Here is a 19465-nt window from a genome sequence, read left to right as displayed (position 1 = left end):
CACTTAGCGAGTCAGCACTTTTCCTTAGAAGTGTAATCCTAACAGCCGATAAGGTCGCGAGGGGCGATCAATCTGTGGGTGAACCTGATTCAACTCAGTTTTTTTTCGGGCCTTGCAGTTGTAATTGCTCCGGCGTATCGGGCAAGCGCTCCACGACCGCAAGCTTTTCTGGACTCTGACGGTCGCGCCAGGCACGGAAAGCGTTCAGTTCGTCATCGAGGGTTTTCATGACCCAGGCCAGCACGGCGATGTCATCGAGCATGCCAAATACCGGGATGAAATCCGGGATCGCGTCGAGCGGGCTGAGGAAGTACATCAGCCCCGCCACCACTATCAGCATCGATTTGCGACTGATGTCCCGATACTCACCGCGCCAGTACGCCAGGCACAATGCCTGCAGCAATCGCAGGTCATCTTTAAGCTTGCCCAAACGGTTACCCTGGCTCGCCCCTTTTCTGGCTACGGCAAACAACAGGGCCGGTAATCGCCCACGACTGAGCAACCTTCCCGCCAAGGGTAGAAATCGAGCGAAGTTCCAAGGTGCTTTCATCATTTCTCCCGCTGAAATGTTATCCACACAAATTGTGGATAACCTTGTGAACAGAGCCGCTTTTCACGCCTGAAGGCCACGTCCTACAAGGGCTAAGCTCAGATCGGGCGTTTTTTACTCACATAAAAAAACCCAATATTTCATTGACTTGGCAACCTACAGCGTTTAGCTGCGACACCTTCAATGCTGTGACTCTACTCTACCGCGTCCGTTCGCTTGAATTGTCGACCACCGGACGCCAGATGCAACAACGCCCCGCATGAACGGGGCGTTGTTTTTATGGCAGACGCTGATTACTTGGCGGCGTCTTGTTTTGCCGGATCTTTGATCGCCAGCAGTTCCAGGTCGAATACCAGCACCGAGTTGGCCGGGATTGCCGGGCTAGGGCTTTGTGCGCCGTAGGCCAGATCGCTAGGGATGTACAGTTTGTACTTCTCGCCGACGTGCATCAGTTGCAGACCTTCAACCCAACCCGGGATCACGCCGCTAACCGGCAGATCAATCGGGCTGCCGCGCTCGACGGAGCTGTCGAATACGGTGCCGTTGGTCAGCTTGCCAGTGTAGTGGACAGTCACCACGTCAGTCGGCTTAGGCTGTGGGCCATCGGCTTTCTTGACCACTTCGTACTGCAGGCCCGAAGCCGTGGTAACGACACCCGGCTTCTTCGCGTTGTCTTCGAGGAATTTCTTGCCGGCAGCTGCCGACTCTTCGCTCATTTTGGCCAGACGCTCTTCAGCGCGCTTTTGCAGCGCAGCGAAAGCTTCGACCAGTTCGTCATCCTTCAGTTTCTGTTCTTTCTTGCCAACGGCATCTTCGATGCCTTGGGCTACCGCTTTGGAATCCAGGTCATCCATGCCTTCCTGAGCCAGGCTCTTGCCCATGTTCAGGCCAATACCGTAGGAAGCTTTTTGCGCCGGGGTTTTCAGCTCGACGCTGGTCTGCGAGTCACAACCCGCAAGTACCAGGCTAACCAGGGCCACCGCCGCCGCCAACCGATGCTGTTTCATGCTATTTCCTTGTTCATGCGCCTAAAGGGCAATCGAATAAAGCCGCGAGCTTATCAGGCCGCCACGACCAATGGCTACCGGCATGAGAGCAGGAAAGCTCCGATAAGTTCAGGTCTTTTAACGCATTTTGCGAGCACTGGTCATGAAGCTTCTGTCAGCTTCTTCTCAGCGCAATAAGCGCCGGTTCCTACAGCGTCTGGCGTAATGGCCACTTGCCGCGTACCCGGAGCTAAGGCATAACAAGGCTATAAATCGACAAGGATGTTTAACTTGCGCCTCTTGATCCGTGTGCTGTTGCTGATAATCACCCTGCTGGCAGTCGCTCTGGCGGTGGTCCTGTATTACGTCGCCAACCCAAAGCTACCGGCCTATACGCCAGTCGAGCAGGTGAACTACCTCGAGCAATGGGACGCCGCCGACCGCCAGACCTACTACTTCACACCACAGGGCACACAGGTCAAAGGCCTGCGCTACAACTGGTTCACAGCACTTGAACTACCGTTCTCGGAGCAACGTTTTGCCGCGCCCGAATACCTGGCACGGTTTGGTTTTCTGGTAGATCCGGCCCAAAAAGCCACGCCAAACAACCCAGGCAACCTGCCCGTCGGTTTCGCCCGTCATCAGAATCCAGGCAGTAAAGAAGAGTTTCTGGATGTTACCTGCGCTGCCTGCCACACCGGCGAGCTGCGCTTTAAAGGCCAGGCAATACGCATCGACGGTGGCTCGGCACAGCACGTATTGCCTTCCAGTGTCCCCACTCTGCGCGGCGGCAGTTTCGGTCAGGCATTGGTCGCAAGTCTCGCCTCGACCTACTACACCCCCTGGAAATTCGAACGCTTCGCACGCAACGTGCTGGGCCAGGACTATGACGCCCAGCACTCACAACTGCGCGAGGACTTCAAAACGTCGCTGGATACCTTCCTGCGCGCGGCCTGGAATGACACCCACCGCGGACTTTATCCCACCGAAGAAGGCCCCGGCCGTACCGACGCTTTCGGCCGTATCGCCAATGCCAGCTTCGGCGACGCTATTTCGCCGAACAACTACCGAGTGGCCAATGCCCCGGTGGACTATCCGCAGTTGTGGGATATCTGGAGCTTCGACTGGGTGCAATGGAACGGCTCAGCCCAGCAACCCATGGCGCGCAACATCGGTGAAGCCCTGGGCGTCGGTGCGACGCTGAACTTCTTCGACGCCGCCGGCCAGCCGCTCAAGGGCGATGATCGCTACCCTTCCAGCGTGCGAGTACGCGACCTGCATCTGATCGAAGAAACCCTGAAGCGACTCAAACCTCCGACCTGGCCCGAAGCATTGCTCGGCAGCATCGACAAACCACTGGCCGCCAAGGGCCGCACGCTGTTCGCCGAAAACTGCGCCAGTTGCCATGTGCCGAACGTGACAGTGACCAATGCTCGAGCTGAGCAGAAATTGAAAATGTTGCCGGTGGACATTATTGGCACCGACCCGGGGGCCGCCAACAACATCGCCGACCACCGTTTCGACCTGAGCCCGCTCAAATGGGACATGGCCGAACTGGCGAAACTGGACGTCAAACTGCACCCTTCACCTACCGGGCCACTGGACCTGAGCAAACTCTCGGTTGCCAAAGGACTGGCCTACGTTACGGCCTTCGTCGAGAACCGCGCTTACCGTGATGCCAACGTCACGCCTGAAGAGCGCCCCGGCATGGATGGATTCGGCCTTCCGATTGGCGTTCGTGAACTACGCGCCTACAAGGCCCGACCGCTGGCAGGTGCCTGGGCGACCGCACCGTTCCTGCATAACGGTTCGGTACCGAACATCTACCAACTGCTCTCCCCGCAGGATGAGCGCGCAATCACTTTCTATAAAGGAACGCTCGAATACGACCCGCAGCACCTGGGTTATCGCACTGAAGCCTTCTGCAACGGTTTTGAGTTCGACACGCGAATCACCGGCAACCACAACAGTGGTCACGAATTTCGTGCAGGCGAACGAGGCAACGGGGTCATCGGCCGCCTGCTGCAACCACAAGAGCGCTGGGCACTACTGGAATACCTGAAGGTGCTCGGCGGCCCCTTGGAATCGCAACTACCATGACCATCACCTCTGCCCAAAGGACTCGTGCATGTTGATCACGCTTTGGCTGCGCGTCGGCGTATTGCTCGGCAAGACCCTGCTGCTCCTGTTGGCTCTCGGCTTGCTGGGCTGGGCGGTGGCGACGGCCTGGTTCGCCTGGCATCACAGCGGCCCGGTCTCTGCCAAAGAACAGATTCCGACGGGTGAAGCGGCAATGACCCGGGACATCATCCAGACCGCCGTGCGCATCGTCGACCAGCACCGCGAAAACACTCGCTTCCTGCGCGATGCCCACGCCAAGGCGCATGGCTGCGTAAAGGCCGAGGTGCAAGTGCTGGCCGACCTGGCGCCTGAACTGCGTCAAGGTGTCTTTAGTGAAGCCGGCAAGACCTGGCAAGCCATCTTGCGACTGTCCAACGGTAACGCCTATCCGCAATTCGACAGCGTTCGCGATGCCCGAGGCATGGCGATCAAATTGCTTGATGTACCAGGAACACAGCTACTCAAGGATCAGCAGAACCGTAGTGAGCAGGACTTCGTGATGTTCAGCCATCCGAATTTCTTCGTCAGCAATGTCGCCGAGTACCGTCAGAACGTCGCAGCCCAGGCCGATGGCAAGCAGGTCATGGCGTTCTTTCCGAGTTGGGATCCGCGTAGCTGGCAGGTTCGCCACCTGTTCATTGCCTTGGCGACCCTGGCGCCAGCCCCGGCCAGCCCGATCCAGAGCACTTATTTTTCCGTCTCGCCGTATAAATTCGGTACGGCCAATGCCAAGTTCCGCGTTGCGCCAGACCCTGGCAGCTGCCCCGACTACACCCTCCCTGAACAGAATCAAGCGCTGCCAAACTTTTTGCGCAGTGCACTGAATCAACAGCTGTCGACGGACCGGGTACCCGCGTGTTTTGTCTTACAGATCCAGCGCCAGGACCCGACCAGGTACATGCCGATTGAAGACACCAGCATCGAATGGCGTGAAAGCGATGCGCCGTTCGAAACCGTGGCGCGGATCCAGATCCCCGCTCAGGACTTCGACACACCAGCACTGAACCTGCAATGTGATAACCAGTCCTTCAACCCCTGGTTTGGCCTGGAAGCTCATCGCCCTATCGGCGGTATCAATCGGCTACGCAAAGCGGTGTACGAAGCGGTCAGTGATTACCGGCACACGCGCAATGCCGAGCAGTAACCCATAAACGAAAAAAGCGACCCGAGGTCGCTTTTCTATCGGGGACCATGACTTGATAAAACCCCAGACAGCAAAAAGCCCGCATTAAGCGGGCTTTCTGTGGCGACCTGGCGTTCAGCGTTCCAGGTTACCGAATATGGCGCAGCGGACGGGACTCGAACCCGCGACCCCCGGCGTGACAGGCCGGTATTCTAACCGACTGAACTACCGCTGCGCGTAGCGTTGAAAGTAAGTGGTGGGTGATGACGGGATCGAACCGCCGACATTCTGCTTGTAAGGCAGACGCTCTCCCAGCTGAGCTAATCACCCTTTACCTTCGTTGCGGGGCGCATTGTGCCACAAAAATTCATAACGTGCTGATTTAATTAAGAAAAATATTAAAAAAGCTGAATTTCAATGAAACAGTGCACATCGCATGGAACTCTTACAGCAAAAAGCCCGCGTTAGCGGGCTTTCTGTGGTGACCTGGCGTCCAGTGTTCCAGGTTACCGAATATGGCGCAGCGGACGGGACTCGAACCCGCGACCCCCGGCGTGACAGGCCGGTATTCTAACCGACTGAACTACCGCTGCGCGTAACACTGAATGCGAATGGTGGGTGATGACGGGATCGAACCGCCGACATTCTGCTTGTAAGGCAGACGCTCTCCCAGCTGAGCTAATCACCCTTCACGTTCGGTGTGGCGCGCATTCTACGGAGCAGCCCCACCTCTGGCAAGCACTTTTTAAAATAATTTTTTCAGGCCTTCCAAAGGCTTAGCTGAGGGTTGGCCTATGACGCTGCGCGGAGAATAATGCCCCCCTTTGTATAAAGGAGAGACTCACCCCATGTGGTTCAAAAACCTGCTTATCTATCGCCTGACCCAAGATCTGCCTTTTGATGCTGAGGCGCTGGAAACTGCACTGGCCACCAAACTGGCGCGTCCATGTGCAAGCCAGGAGTTGACCACCTACGGTTTCGTCGCGCCGTTTGGCAAAGGCGAAGATGCACCCCTGGTACATGTCAGCGGAGACTTCCTGCTGATCGCCGCACGCAAGGAAGAACGCATTCTGCCAGGCAGCGTCGTACGCGACGCAGTCAAGGAAAAGGTCGAAGAGATCGAAGCCGAGCAAATGCGCAAGGTCTATAAGAAGGAACGTGATCAGATCAAGGATGAAATCATCCAGGCGTTCCTGCCGCGCGCCTTTATCCGTCGCTCGTCGACCTTTGCCGCCATCGCACCGAAACAGGGGCTGATCCTGGTCAACTCCGCCAGTCCGAAACGCGCCGAAGACCTGCTTTCCACTCTGCGTGAAGTGATCGGCACGCTGCCGGTACGTCCGCTGACTGTAAAAATGTCCCCGACCGCTACCATGACTGAGTGGGTCACCACCCAGAAAGCCGCCGACGACTTCTTCGTACTGGATGAATGCGAACTGCGCGATACCCACGAAGACGGCGGCATCGTCCGTTGCAAGCGTCAGGACCTGACCAGCGAAGAAATCCAGTTGCACCTGAGCACCGGTAAAGTGGTCACTCAGCTGTCCCTGGCCTGGCAAGACAAACTGTCGTTCGTCCTCGACGACAAGATGGTGGTCAAGCGCCTGAAGTTCGAAGACCTGCTGCAGGATCAGGCAGAACAGGACGGTGGCGATGAAGCCCTCGGCCAGCTCGACGCCAGCTTCACGCTGATGATGATGACCTTCGGCGAATTCCTCCCGGCGCTGGTTGAGGCGTTGGGCGGCGAAGAGACTCCGCAAGGGATCTAAAGGCTTGTGATATCTACTGTGGGAGCGAGCTTGCTCGCGATAGCGGAGTGTCAGTCAACATCATTGTTGAATGTCAGTCCCTCATCGCGAGCAAGCTCGCTCCCACAGTGGCTTTGTGGTGCTACTTAATAACAAGGAACAGGTCATGCGTGCACTGGCAGCACTGAGTCGCTTTGTCGGCAACACTTTCGCTTACTGGGTCTTGATCTTCGCCGTGGTGGCCTTCCTGCAACCGGCGTGGTTCATCGGCTTGAAAGGTGCGATCGTGCCGTTGCTGGGGCTGGTGATGTTCGGCATGGGCCTGACCCTCAAACTTGAAGATTTCGCTGAAGTGGCCCGTCATCCGTGGCGCGTGGCACTGGGCGTGGTCGCACATTTCGTGATCATGCCCGGCGTGGCATGGTTGCTCTGCCAGGCGTTTCACCTGCCACCGGAAATCGCTGTCGGGGTGATTCTGGTCGGTTGCTGCCCAAGCGGCACCTCGTCGAACGTGATGACCTGGCTGGCCCGCGGTGACTTGGCGCTGTCGGTAGCGATTGCCGCCGTCACCACCCTGCTCGCTCCGGTGCTGACGCCCGCTCTGATCTGGTTACTGGCCTCGGCCTGGTTGCCGGTATCGTTCATGGAACTGTTCTGGTCGATCCTGCAAGTGGTGTTACTGCCAATCGTGCTCGGCGTGGTCGCCCAACGCTTGCTGGGGGATCGGGTGTGCCACGCGGTAGAGGTCCTGCCGCTGGTTTCGGTGGTGAGCATCGTGATCATCGTCGCCGCCGTTGTCGCGGCGAGTCAGGCAAAGATTGCCGAGTCCGGCCTGCTGATCATGGCTGTGGTGATGCTGCATAACAGCTTTGGCTTCCTGCTGGGCTACTTCACCGGACGCGTGTTCAAACTGCCGCTGGCGCAACGCAAATCCCTGGCCCTGGAAGTCGGCATGCAGAACTCCGGTCTCGGCGCGGCGCTGGCCAGTGCCCACTTCTCGCCACTGGCGGCGGTGCCGAGCGCGCTGTTCAGCGTTTGGCACAACATTTCCGGGGCCTTGCTCTCGACGTATTTCCGTCGGATGAGCGAGAAACAGGACCGCGAACTGGCCGCCCAACAAGCAACCGACTGACCCTGTAACTTGATCCTCAGGTTAATAGTGGGCACTATACTGCGCATCGCGAGGACGACCTCGCGGCTCGATCGAGTTATTAATCTGGGGACGACCCCGTCAATCGATGGAGGTCTTCATGCCTTGGATCATTCTGTTTTTCGCTGGCCTGTTTGAAGTCGGCTGGGCCGTTGGCCTGAAATACACCGACGGTTTCAGCCGCCCTCTTCCCACCGTCCTGACTGTCGGCGCCATGGTAATCAGCCTGGGTCTGCTGGGTCTGGCCATGAAGGATCTGCCGTTGGGCACTGCCTACGCGATCTGGACTGGCGTTGGCGCGGTGGGTACGGTCATCGCCGGGATCATCCTGTTTGGTGAATCCATGGCGCTGTTCCGCCTGGCCAGTGTCGCGCTGATCATCGCCGGGTTGGTTGGGCTCAAAGTCAGCACTTAGGCCTCTACCGCCATCGCGAGCAGGCTCGCTCCCACATTGGTTCTGTGTCGTTCACAGATCAAGTGTGGGAGCGAGCCTGCTCGCGATGAGGCCGGCCAAAACATCAACTATCTAACGGTGCCACGCAACTCGCCGACCAGCGCTTGAAGCTGCTCCGGCTGTGCGACCTCTACCGCCACCGCCGGTCCGGCCACCACAGTCACTCGCGACCAGAGGCGGTGGAAGAAGCCCTTGTCCGGATCGCGACTGAAGAAGCTGCCCCACAACCCCTGCAAGGCCAATGGAATCACCGGCACCGGCGTTTCTTCCAATATCCGCGTCAGCCCGCCCTTGAACTCATTGATCTCGCCATCGGCGGTCAACTTGCCTTCGGGGAAGATGCACACCAGCTCACCATCCTTCAGGTACCGGGCGATTCGCTTGAAGGCCTTTTCGTAAATCTCGATATCTTCCTGGCGCCCGGCAATCGGAATGGTCCCCGCCGTGCGGAAGATGAAGTTCAGCACCGGCAAGTTGTAGATCTTGTAATACATCACAAAGCGAATCGGCCGACGCACTGCACCACCAATCAGCAAGGCATCGACGAACGACACGTGGTTGCAGACCAGCAACGCTGCGCCTTCATCAGGAATCAGCTCAAGGTTGCGGTGCTGCACGCGGTACATGGAATGGCTGAGCAGCCAGATCATGAAACGCATGCTGAACTCGGGCACGATGCTGAAAATGTAGGCATTTACCCCGATGTTCAGCAGCGACACCACCAGAAACAGCTGGGGAATCGACAGCTTGGCGAAGCTCAGCAGCACAATCGAGACAATCGCCGAAACCACCATGAACAGTGCGTTGAGGATGTTGTTGGCCGCGATCACCCGCGCCCGCTCGTTTTCGGCAGTGCGCGACTGAATCAACGCGTACAACGGCACAATGTAGAAACCACCGAAAACCCCCAGCCCGAGAATATCGAATAGCACCCACCACGTATGGGCGAAGCCGAGCACTTCGATCCAGCCGTGACCTTGAACGCTTTGCGGAATACCCCCGGAGCTCCACCAGAGCAGTAAGCCAAACACTGTCAGCCCAAAGGAGCCAAACGGCACCAGACCGATCTCGACTTTGCGTCCGGAGAGTTTCTCGCAGAGCATCGAACCCAACGCGATACCGACTGAGAACACCGTCAGAATCAGCGTCACCACGGTCTCGTCGCCGTGCATCCACTCTTTGGCGTAAGCCGGAATCTGCGTCAGGTAAATCGCCCCGACAAACCAGAACCACGAGTTGCCGACAATCGAGCGCGATACTGCAGGTGTTTGCCCCAGCCCCAGACGCAGAGTCGCCCAGGACTGGCTGAAGATGTTCCAGTTCAGCCGTAGCTCAGGGGTCGACGCCGCAGCGCGCGGAATACCGCGGCTGGCCAGATAACCCAGCACCGCGACACCGATGATCGCCGTGGAGACGATCGGTGCGTAGTGACTGGACGACATCATGATCCCGGCGCCAATGGTCCCGGCCAGAATCGCCAGGAAGGTGCCCATTTCCACCAGACCGTTACCGCCCACCAGCTCTTCTTCATGCAGGGCCTGCGGCAGGATCGAGTACTTCACCGGACCGAACAGCGCCGAGTGAGTGCCCATGGCGAATAGCGCCACCAGCATCAGCGACAAGTGATCGAACAGGAACCCGACTGCGCCGACCGCCATGATCGCGATTTCACCGAGCTTGATCAGACGAATCAACGCGTCCTTGGCGAACTTTTCACCGAACTGCCCGGCCAGCGCCGAGAACAGAAAGAACGGCAGGATGAACAGCAACGCACACAGGTTGACCCAGATCGAACGGTCACCCTCGATGGTCAGCTTGTACAAAATGGCGAGGATCAACGACTGCTTGAAGATGTTGTCGTTGAACGCCCCGAGTGACTGCGTAACAAAAAACGGCAGAAACCGCCGCTTGCGAAGCAAGGTGAACTGCGAAGGGTGGCTCATCTTCCATGTCCCTGTGTGGCTTGGATGCTCTTATTGGAGTGTCGTACAGCGATCCAGGCCACAACCTTACCTAAACTTTGCGAATTATTTCGCTAATCCGGCAATACACGGCGAAACAAACAACTCACCGCGCCAGGCGCCTTGAACGGTGCGCTTGGAGACGATCAGCCACATGATCGCCAATGCGACCACCAATACGCTGCCGAAGAGGCTGAAAAAAGTCAGGTTCAAGGTGCTTGCCAGCTTCAGCGTGGCCAGCGAGTAGACGCCCAGCGGGAAGGTAAAACCCCACCAGCCGAGGTTGAAGGGAATCCCGCCACGCAGGTAACGCAGGGTGATCAGCACCGCCATCAACATCCACCACAAGCCGAAGCCCCACAATGTGATGCCTGCGACCAGGCCCAGCCCGGCGGCAATTTCACCGATACCCGGCAAGCCGTTGGCGGCGAAAATCGCCGGTGCGTCGCTACCCAACAACAACATGCCCAGCGCCCCGGTGCCGATCGGCCCCAGCGCCAGCCAGCTCGATGCGGCCATGTTTTCGTGGGGCAGTTTATGCAGGGCCATGCGCAGCAACAGGATGGTCAGGATGCTGAACGCCACCGGCAGCGAGAACGCCCACAACACATAGCTGGTCACCAGCACCACCAGTTGCGAGTGGGCGTCTGCCAGGTGCGGCGCAAGCAAACCACCGCTGGCCGCCGCGACTTCCGCGGCCACCACCGGCAGTAGCCAGACAGCGGTCATCTGGTCGATGCTGTGTTCCTGGCGGGTGAACATCATGTACGGGATCAATATGCCGCAGGCCAGCGACATGGCGACATCCAGCCACCACAACACCTCGGCCAGGTGCACAACGCCCTCCCCCCAACGCGGCAGGCCGAACAGCAGGAAGCCATTGATGATGGTCGCCAGGCCCATGGGAATGGTGCCGAAAAACATCGAAACCGTGGAGTGGCCGAATATCCTCCGCGCTTCATCGAAGAAAAACGCCCAGCGTGCGGCGTACAATCCGCTGAACAGCAGAAACAGGAAAATATTGAACATCCACAAGCCTTCGGCGAAGGCATGCAGGCCAGGAATCGACACCGGCAATTGGGCAAGCGCCAGGGCCAGGACCCCGGTGCCCATGGTCGCGGCGAACCAGTTCGGGGTGAACTGACGAATCGCTTCGCGAGGGTGCTGTAAATGGCTCAAAGGCCGGTTAGCGGTTTTGTTGCTGTTGGGGCATTGCATCGTGAACTCCTGTCCTCGGGTGAGGTAGAGCTCATGGTAGAACCGAATCGAATATCTATATAACGGGTAATTTCTCTAACTGTTATCTGCTTTATAGATATACGTATTAAACACTGCTGCTCGTATCACTCCGCCAGGGAACGCCTCTGTCGCGTTAAGAATTATCCGCTACCCCACAGAGCTTGGCCGGCCGCTGACGCATCAACCCCAGCAACGCCCCCAACGACAGCACGATCAATACCGCGCCATAGCCATCGGTGGTGGCGATCAGGCCGAAGGTCCGGGTCAGGTTGCCTGCCAATAGCGACGGCAGGCAAAACGCCAGGTAACTCAGTACGTAGAACGCCGACATCAACCCCGCGCGCTCATGGGGCAAGGCCAGCGGCACCACGCTGCGCAAGGCACCGAGAAAGCCGGCACCAAAACCACTGCCGGCCACCAGAGTGGCGAAGAAAAACAGCGGCAGGCTGGCGCTGTGCACCGCAGTCAGAATCAGCGCAATGCCGATCGCCAACAAGCTCGCGCCCAAACGCAGGACTTTGTCTGCCGGGCGATGGCGCAACGAGAAGATCATCAACGCGCCACTGACCGTCAACACGGCCACCAAGCCCCCGCCGATCAGGTTCGAAGTCGAGCCGGTCGCCGTACGAACCAGCGATGGCGCCAGTGACAGGAAGAAGCCGCCCACCGCCCAGACCGCCACATTCACCGGCAGCGCCAGCCACAGCGCCCGTCGTGCCTGTGGCGGCACATGCAAGGTCGGGCGCAGCGACGCCCAGGCACCGGGTAGTCGACTGACACTTTCTGGCAGACGCCAGACGTACAGGGCTTGCAGCAGGAACAGCCCAAACAGAATCCAGTAGGCCAACTGCAACGGTTGCGGCGCGTACTCCGCCAGCAATCCACTGCCCAATGCGCCACACGCCATACCCAGAAGCGGCGCAACGCTGTTCACCAGCGGGCCTTGCTGCCGGTCAGTATCGAGCAACGCCGCACCGAGTACGCTGGTGGCCATGCCGGTGGCAAACCCCTGAAGCACCCGCGCAGCAATCAGCCAGGCCACACTGTCGGCATTGATAAACAGCAACATCGCCAGCATATCCAGCAGCAATGCAGCGAAAATTACCGGCTTGCGTCCCAGATGATCCGACAACGAGCCGACCGTCAGCAGCGCCGCCAGCAGGCTCAAGGCATACACCCCGAAAATCAGCGTCAGAGTCGCCGGAGAAAATTGCAGCGCTTGCTGGTACAGGTGATAAAGCGGTGTTGGCGCGCTGGAAGCGGCGAGAAAACTCAGTAAGGTGATCGCCAGGAACACCAGGCTGGAACGGTTTGAGACAGAACTGGACATGAGCACACCCCACAAAAGCTAACTTTTTGCTTTTGTGGAGTGTGCTCCTGGCTTCGGCTTAAAGCAAACTCTTTGTGTTAAGGTTCGGCGCATGGCTATTAAAGAAGGTTTACGCCCGGGCGGTCGTAGTGCTCGGGTGCAAGAGTCGATTCATTCGGCAGTCCGCGAACTCCTCGAAGAGCAGGAGCGTTCAAGCGTGACCGTGCCGCAAATCGCTGCCCGCGCAGGCGTTACGCCGTCGACGATCTACCGACGTTGGGGTGACTTGTCGGCACTGCTGGCCGACGTCGCACTGGTACGCATGCGCCCTGACAGCGAACCGGCCAACACCGGCAGCCTGCGTGGCGATCTGCGCGCCTGGGCCGAGCAGTATCTGGACGAGATGAGCTCGGAGCCCGGCCGCAACATGATGCGCGACGTGCAATCGAGCGCCACACCGGGGTATTGCGTGAGCATTATCAGCGGGCAGTTGCAGACGATACTGGACCGTTATCCGAATGAGCCGAAGCCTGGTGTCGACCGATTGATCAACATGGTGGTGGCGCCGACGGTGTTCCGCATTCTGTTCGCGTCAGCGGCGCTTGAGGTTGAAGAGTTGCATCGGTTGATCGACATCGCGTTAGCCCCGTAGGAGCTGCCGCAGGCTGCGATCTTTTCGCTTTTTAAAATCAAAAGATCGCAGCCTGCGGCAGCTCCTACGGGGGATTACGATCCACCGCAGCTACCCTGCGACACCCCGCCGCGCCACGACCTTGGTCGACACTGACTAACCGAAGTGGTCGTGCGAAACTGTCAGACCGGGTTTGCGTCCCGGGTGTCTTTATGCCTGGAGTTACCATGTCGCTGTCCAGCGGGCTGATTGCCGCCGTCGCCCTGGCCTATATGGCCGTCATGTTCGCCATCGCCTTTTATGGTGACCGGCGCAGCGCACCGCTGCCGCCGCGTATGCGTGCCTGGGTGTACAGCCTGTCGCTGGCGGTCTACTGCACCAGTTGGACGTTCTTTGGCGCCGTCGGTCAAGCCGCCGAACAACTCTGGTCGTTTTTGCCAATTTATCTGGGGCCGATACTGCTGCTGGTGTTCGCGCCGTGGGTCCTGCAAAAAATGGTGATGATCAGCAAACAGGAAAACATCACCTCGATTGCCGACTTCATCGCCGCCCGCTACGGCAAGTCGCAATCGCTGGCGGTGGTGGTGGCGCTGATCTGCCTGGTGGGCGTATTGCCCTACATCGCCTTGCAGCTTAAAGGCATCGTCCTGGGGGTCAACCTGTTGATCGGTGCAGGCCCGGATGCCATGGGCACCCGAGCCCTGGACACAGCGCTGATTGTGTCGCTGGTTCTGGCGCTGTTCACCATCGTCTTCGGCACCCGCAACCTCGATGCCACTGAGCACCACCGTGGCATGGTGCTGGCGATTGCCTTCGAAGCGCTGGTAAAGCTGCTCGCCTTCCTCGCCGTCGGCGCCTTCGTCACGTATGGTTTGTACGATGGCTTCAACGACCTGTTCGATCAGGCCATGCTCGCACCACGCCTGGAGGAATACTGGAAAGAAACCGTCAATTGGCCATCGATGGTGGTGCAGACCGGCGTGGCGATGATGGCGATCATCTGCCTGCCCCGACAGTTCCATGTGACCGTGGTGGAGAACATCGAACCGCAGGATTTGCGCCTGGCGAAATGGGTATTCCCGGCTTATCTGGGATTGGCCGCACTGTTCGTGGTGCCGATCGCACTGGCCGGGCAAATGATGCTGCCAAGCTCGGTACTGCCCGACTCCTTCGTGATCAGCCTGCCACTGGCCCAGGCCCATCCGGCACTGGCTCTCCTGGCGTTTATCGGTGGCGCATCGGCCGCCACCGGCATGGTGATCGTTGCCAGCGTGGCGCTGTCGACCATGGTCTCCAACGACATGTTGCTGCCATGGCTGCTACGCCGGAAAAATGCCGAACGGCCGTTCGAGGTGTTCCGCTACTGGATGCTATCGGTGCGTCGGGTGAGCATCGTCGCGATTCTGCTGCTGGCCTATGTTTCCTATCGCCTGCTCGGTTCGACCGCTAGCCTGGCCACCATCGGGCAGATCGCATTTGCCGCCGTGACCCAACTGGCGCCCGCGATGCTCGGCGCACTGTACTGGAAACAGGCCAACCGCCGCGGGGTATTCGCCGGTCTCGCCGCCGGGACTTTTCTCTGGTTCTACACGTTGATTCTGCCGATCGCCGCCAACAGCCTGGGCTGGTCGCTGCACAGCTTCCCAGGGCTGGGCTGGCTGCACGGCAATCCGCTGAACCTGCCGATTTCCCCACTGACTCAAGGCGTGGTGTTATCGCTGGCCGGTAACTTCACCTTGTTCGCCTGGGTGTCGGTGTTGTCCCGTACACGGGTCTCGGAACACTGGCAGGCCGGGCGCTTCATTGGCCAGGAGATCAGCACTCGGCCGAGCGCGCGCTCGATGCTGGCGGTGCAAATCGACGATCTGCTGCAACTCGCAGCGCGTTTTGTCGGCGAAGAACGGGCACGCCAGAGCTTCATTCGCTTCGCCTACCGCCAAGGCAAAGGCTTCAACCCGAATCAGAATGCCGACGGTGAATGGATCGCTCACACCGAACGCTTGCTCGCCGGTGTACTGGGGGCGTCATCGACCCGTGCCGTCGTAAAAGCTGCTATTGAAGGTCGGGAAATGCAGCTCGAGGACGTGGTGCGAATCGCCGACGAAGCCTCGGAAGTGCTGCAATTCAACCGCGCCTTGCTGCAAGGCGCGATCGAGAACATCACCCAAGGCATCAGCGTGGTCGACCAGTCGCTGAAGCTGGTGGCCTGGAACCGTCGCTATCTTGAACTGTTCAACTACCCGGACGGGCTGATCAGCGTCGGCCGGCCGATTGCCGACATCATTCGTTATAACGCCGAACGCGGCCTGTGCGGCCCCGGCGAGGCGGAAGTCCACGTTGCCCGGCGCCTGCACTGGATGCGCCAGGGGCGCGCCCATACCTCGGAGCGCTTGTTCCCCAACGGTCGGGTGATCGAGCTGATCGGCAATCCAATGCCAGGTGGCGGGTTTGTCATGAGTTTCACCGACATCACCGCGTTTCGCGAAGCCGAGCAGGCGCTGACCGAGGCCAACGAGGGCCTGGAGCGACGCGTCGCCGAGCGCACCCATGAACTGTCGCAGTTGAACATCGCGCTGACCGAAGCCAAAGGTACCGCCGAGGCGGCCAACCAGTCGAAAACCCGTTTCCTTGCAGCCGTCAGCCACGACCTGATGCAGCCATTGAACGCCGCGCGGCTGTTCTCGGCCGCCCTCTCCCACCAGAACGACGATCTCTCCCACGAGACCCGGCAACTGGTGCAGCATCTGGACAGTTCGCTACGCTCGGCCGAGGACTTGATCAGCGACCTGCTCGACATCTCGCGCTTGGAAAACGGCAAGATCAACCCGGATCGCAAGCCATTTGTACTGAATGATTTGTTCGACACCCTCGGTGCCGAATTCAAGGCGCTGGCGCAGGAGCAAGGGCTGAAATTTCGCCTGCGCGGCAGTCGCCTACGGGTCGACAGCGATATCAAATTGCTGCGGCGGATTCTGCAAAACTTCCTGACCAACGCCTTCCGCTACGCCAAAGGTCCCGTGCTGCTGGGCGTACGACACAAGGGCGATCAGCTGTGCCTGGAGGTCTGGGACCGTGGCCCGGGGATTCCCGAAGACAAACGCCAAGTGATCTTCGAGGAGTTCAAGCGCCTCGACAGCCACCAGACCCGCGCCGAAAAAGGTCTGGGCCTGGGCCTGGCGATTGCCGACGGCTTGTGCCGGGTGCTGGGTCATCAACTGCAAGTCCGCTCCTGGCCAGGTAAAGGCAGTGTGTTCAGCGTCAGCGTGCCACTGGCCCACGCTCAAACCGGTGCGCCCGGTACATCTGCCAAACTCAATGGCCGGCTGCCAACAGGCGCGCAGGTGCTGTGTATCGATAACGAAGACAGCATTCTGATCGGCATGAACAGCCTGCTCTCGCGCTGGGGTTGCCAGGTGTATACCGCGCGCAATCGCGATGAGTGCGTCGCCCTGCTCAGCGATGGTATGCGCCCGCAACTGGCATTGGTGGATTACCACCTTGACCATGGCGAAACCGGTACCGAACTCATGGCCTGGCTACGCTCCCAACTCGGCGAGCCGGTACCTGGCGTGGTGATCAGTGCTGACGGACGACCGGAGATGGTCGCCCAAGTGCATGCAGCAGGCCTGGAATACCTGCCGAAACCGGTGAAACCGGCGGCATTGCGGGCATTGTTGAGTCGGCATTTGCCGTTGTGATGGTGGATACGGGAAAGATTGCAGCCTGCAGCAGCTCACATCTGAATCAGGCTGCAATCTTTTGATTCATTCCGGCAGCTCGGCCAACCCATCGACATCGGTCATCGCCCGCTCCAGCAGATCGGCCGGCAAGCTCTTGCTGGCCCGCGCGCCGAGCAACTTGAGCTGCTCGCTGCGACTGACCAGATTGCCGCGGCCTTCCGTCAGTTTGTTGCGTGCGGCGCTGTAGGCTTTATCCAATTGCTGCAAGCGATTGCCCACCTCGTCCAGATCCTGAATAAACAGCACGAACTTGTCGTACAGCCAGCCTGCACGCTCGGCGATTTCCCGGGCGTTCTGGCTCTGGCGCTCTTGCTTCCACAGACTGTCGATGACCCGCAACGTGGCCAGCAAGGTGGTCGGGCTGACGATAACGATATGGCGATCGAACGCTTCCTGAAACAGATTCGGCTCGGCCTGCAATGCCGCGGAAAAAGCCGCCTCGATGGGCACGAAAAGCAATACGAAATCCAGGCTGTGCAGACCGTCCAGGCGCTTATAGTCTTTGTCGGACAAGCCCTTGACGTGATTACGCAACGACAGCACATGCTGTTTCAGCGCCGCCTGGCCAATCGCGTCGTCGTCAGCCGCCACGTATTGCTGATAGGCCGTCAGGCTGACCTTGGAGTCGACCACCACTTGCTTGTCGCCCGGCAGATAAATCAGCACGTCAGGCTGGAAGCGCTCGCCATCCGGCCCCTTTAGGCTGACTTGAGTCTGGTACTCGCGGCCCTTCTCCAGGCCCGCGTGCTCCAGCACTCGCTCGAGAATCAACTCGCCCCAGTTGCCTTGGGTTTTCTGTCCCTTGAGTGCTCGCGTGAGGTTGGTCGCCTCGTCGCTCAAGCGCAGGTTCAGCTGTTGCAGACGCTCCAGTTCCTTGGCTAGCGAGAAGCGCTCGCGGGCTTCCGCCTGATAACTTTCCTCGACGCGTTTTTCGAAGGATTGAATGCGCTCTTTCAGTGGGTCGAGCAATTGACCCAAACGCTGCTGGCTGGTTTCGGCAAAGCGCTGCTCACGCTCATCGAAGATTTTCCCGGCGAGCTCGGCGAACTGCGCCCGCAACTCATCCCGCGAGCCTTGCAGGTCGCTCAGGCGTTGCTGATGGCTTTCCTGCTGCTCACGCAGTTCGGCATTCAACGAAGCGGCCTGAGCGTCCAGCCGCCGCAGCTCGGCCTCTTTACTGCTGCGCTCCAGGTTCCAGGCATGGGCCGCATCACGAGCGTTGTCGCGCTCGATCTGTAACAGCTCGACTTCACGGCGTACCGCAGCCAGATCGGCTTGCTTGGCGGCATTGGCCTGGCTCAGGTCGCTGATTTCATCACGGCAGGCATCGAGTTGCGCATTAAGACCGTCCTGCGCCAGTTGTGCAGTACCCAAGCGCTCTTCAAGCAGCGACAGCTCGGACTGCGCGGTGCTCAGGCGCCGCTGTAGCTGCCACGCCAGCATCAATAACGGTAGCGCAGCACCCGCCAGACCGAGCAACACACTGGTCACGTCCATAGCCATGACGACTCCTGCCGATGAATTAAAGCGCGAAGGTTAACCAAGCCGTCGGGGCTTGGACAGCTCAGTCTTCGATCTGACCGAGTTCCTGCCGGGCACGCCGGTCGCCGGCACGCGCCGCCTGGCGCAGCAGCTCCTGGCCAATGCGCCGATCCCGGGCATTGTCGCATTCGCGGCACATCAATAGCCCCAGACGACTTTGCGCAGCCACCACCCCTTCACGGGCTGGAGCCTTGAGCAAACGCCCGGCGAAATGTTTGATGTTGGGGTTATTGCCCAGGCGTGGGCTGTCGAGCAACCATTCGGCGACTCGAATCGAAAAGCGCTTGGGTGGAGTGACACCTGAGGTGATGGAGGTAACAGAGGTTGGTACTGAGCGAAACTTCATAAAGCACTGCGGGACGAATCGGAAGGCGCGCCACTCTACTCTTTTTTTCGTACGGGTAAAGTCGAAAAAAGCCTGCACGCCCGTCCTAGAGCAAGCGCTTGGGACAATCCACAGAAGCTGTGGATAACTCAGTGGACAACCCACCCTGAACTCGCCAGAAGCCCTGTGGAATGGGGCTCGCAGTCAAACTGACGATTTTTTCACCAGTAAAAAAAAGCGATGTTTTTCATTGACTTAAATTCCCATTACAGGCACCCACTGCACTTGAAGGTGAAATGACAACCGGGTGACAGCCCACGCAACTAATGTGCACAAGTCCCTTCAAGGTGGTTATATCACCGCCCTTTTTTCGTGCGTTTTGCAGTCAATCAGTCACTACGAGCCTCACTGTACCTGCGTTTCAAGCGAGGTGATGGCTCATGCCACTGGACACCCGGCGACCCAATTGTGTGCTTTACTGTTGCCGCGACGTTTTACCCGCGACGGCAGATGCTCCAGGCATGGAGCATTCCCGCCAGGAACCGAGCGACGCAATCATGAGTAAAAGTTTTTTGCCTAACACACT

General features: G+C 59.0%; 14 protein-coding genes and 4 tRNA genes. 7 read left to right on the top strand and 11 right to left on the bottom strand.

Annotation, left to right across the window (positions count from 1 at the left end):
- Positions 1-94 precede the first annotated feature (94 nt).
- Positions 95-550 carry a YkvA family protein gene (locus tag BK658_RS00690; RefSeq protein WP_123580254.1) on the bottom strand — a complete coding sequence of 152 codons (456 nt, stop codon included), beginning with the start codon at positions 548-550 and terminating at the stop codon, positions 95-97.
- A 293-nt stretch (positions 551-843) separates the two neighbouring features.
- A complete protein-coding gene (locus BK658_RS00685; RefSeq protein WP_019693069.1) occupies positions 844-1557 on the bottom strand; it encodes a BamJ family beta-barrel-assembly machinery protein in 714 nt (237 codons plus the stop codon).
- A gap of 270 nt (positions 1558-1827) precedes the next feature.
- Between BK658_RS00685 and BK658_RS00680 the strand changes: the two genes are divergently transcribed.
- Both BK658_RS00680 and BK658_RS00675 read left to right on the top strand, forming a co-directional pair.
- Positions 1828-3636, top strand: coding sequence for a di-heme-cytochrome C peroxidase (locus BK658_RS00680; protein ID WP_123580377.1), 1809 nt, complete (start codon positions 1828-1830; stop codon positions 3634-3636).
- A gap of 28 nt (positions 3637-3664) precedes the next feature.
- Positions 3665-4801 (top strand): catalase family protein, encoded by a 1137-nt coding sequence (locus tag BK658_RS00675; protein WP_123580252.1) that lies wholly within the window; start codon positions 3665-3667, stop codon positions 4799-4801.
- Positions 4802-4938: 137 nt separating this feature from the next.
- On the opposite strand, the gene BK658_RS00670 is transcribed toward BK658_RS00675, so the two are convergent.
- From BK658_RS00670 to BK658_RS00655, 4 genes are all read right to left on the bottom strand, one after another.
- A tRNA-Asp gene (locus BK658_RS00670) sits at positions 4939-5015 on the bottom strand.
- A gap of 19 nt (positions 5016-5034) precedes the next feature.
- Positions 5035-5110 (bottom strand) — tRNA-Val (locus BK658_RS00665).
- Positions 5111-5296: 186 nt separating this feature from the next.
- Positions 5297-5373 (bottom strand) — tRNA-Asp (locus BK658_RS00660).
- 19 nt (positions 5374-5392) lie between these two features.
- A tRNA-Val gene (locus BK658_RS00655) sits at positions 5393-5468 on the bottom strand.
- A gap of 160 nt (positions 5469-5628) precedes the next feature.
- Between BK658_RS00655 and rdgC the strand changes: the two genes are divergently transcribed.
- The 3 genes from rdgC to sugE all read left to right on the top strand — a co-directional run bounded on the left by rdgC (position 5629) and on the right by sugE (position 8093).
- Positions 5629-6549 carry a recombination-associated protein RdgC gene (rdgC, locus tag BK658_RS00650; RefSeq protein WP_123580250.1) on the top strand — a complete coding sequence of 307 codons (921 nt, stop codon included), beginning with the start codon at positions 5629-5631 and terminating at the stop codon, positions 6547-6549.
- Positions 6550-6694: 145 nt separating this feature from the next.
- Entirely contained in the window at positions 6695-7660 is a 966-nt protein-coding gene (locus tag BK658_RS00645) for a bile acid:sodium symporter family protein (RefSeq protein ID WP_123580248.1), read from the top strand.
- Between the two features lie 118 nt (positions 7661-7778).
- Positions 7779-8093 carry a quaternary ammonium compound efflux SMR transporter SugE gene (sugE, locus tag BK658_RS00640; protein WP_123580246.1) on the top strand — a complete coding sequence of 105 codons (315 nt, stop codon included), beginning with the start codon at positions 7779-7781 and terminating at the stop codon, positions 8091-8093.
- Positions 8094-8200: 107 nt separating this feature from the next.
- Here sugE and BK658_RS00635 read toward each other — a convergent pair whose 3' ends face one another.
- From BK658_RS00635 to BK658_RS00625, 3 genes are all read right to left on the bottom strand, one after another.
- Positions 8201-10075, bottom strand: coding sequence for an MFS transporter (locus BK658_RS00635; protein WP_123580244.1), 1875 nt, complete (start codon positions 10073-10075; stop codon positions 8201-8203).
- Between the two features lie 84 nt (positions 10076-10159).
- Positions 10160-11311, bottom strand: coding sequence for a TDT family transporter (locus BK658_RS00630; protein ID WP_123580242.1), 1152 nt, complete (start codon positions 11309-11311; stop codon positions 10160-10162).
- A 154-nt stretch (positions 11312-11465) separates the two neighbouring features.
- On the bottom strand, positions 11466-12662 hold the full coding sequence (locus BK658_RS00625) for an MFS transporter (RefSeq protein ID WP_123580375.1): 1197 nt from the start codon (positions 12660-12662) through the stop codon (positions 11466-11468).
- Positions 12663-12753: 91 nt separating this feature from the next.
- Here BK658_RS00625 and BK658_RS00620 point away from each other — a divergent pair, with 91 nt between their 5' ends.
- Together BK658_RS00620 and BK658_RS00615 are read left to right on the top strand one after the other, a co-directional pair.
- Positions 12754-13293 (top strand): TetR/AcrR family transcriptional regulator, encoded by a 540-nt coding sequence (locus BK658_RS00620; protein WP_123580240.1) that lies wholly within the window; start codon positions 12754-12756, stop codon positions 13291-13293.
- A gap of 206 nt (positions 13294-13499) precedes the next feature.
- Positions 13500-16970 carry a hybrid sensor histidine kinase/response regulator gene (locus tag BK658_RS00615; RefSeq protein ID WP_123580238.1) on the top strand — a complete coding sequence of 1157 codons (3471 nt, stop codon included), beginning with the start codon at positions 13500-13502 and terminating at the stop codon, positions 16968-16970.
- A 66-nt stretch (positions 16971-17036) separates the two neighbouring features.
- On the opposite strand, the gene BK658_RS00610 is transcribed toward BK658_RS00615, so the two are convergent.
- Complete coding sequence (locus tag BK658_RS00610; protein ID WP_162491276.1) at positions 17037-18401, bottom strand: DNA recombination protein RmuC; 1365 nt, start codon at positions 18399-18401, stop codon at positions 17037-17039.
- A gap of 175 nt (positions 18402-18576) precedes the next feature.
- A complete protein-coding gene (locus tag BK658_RS00605) occupies positions 18577-18900 on the bottom strand; it encodes a sel1 repeat family protein (protein ID WP_123580236.1) in 324 nt (107 codons plus the stop codon).
- Positions 18901-19465: the final 565 nt, after the last annotated feature.

Source organism: Pseudomonas brassicacearum, assembly GCF_003732175.1.
In the GTDB taxonomy this organism is placed as follows: Bacteria; Pseudomonadota; Gammaproteobacteria; order Pseudomonadales; family Pseudomonadaceae; genus Aquipseudomonas; species Aquipseudomonas brassicacearum_G.
This window is presented reverse-complemented; position numbering and strand designations above follow the sequence as displayed.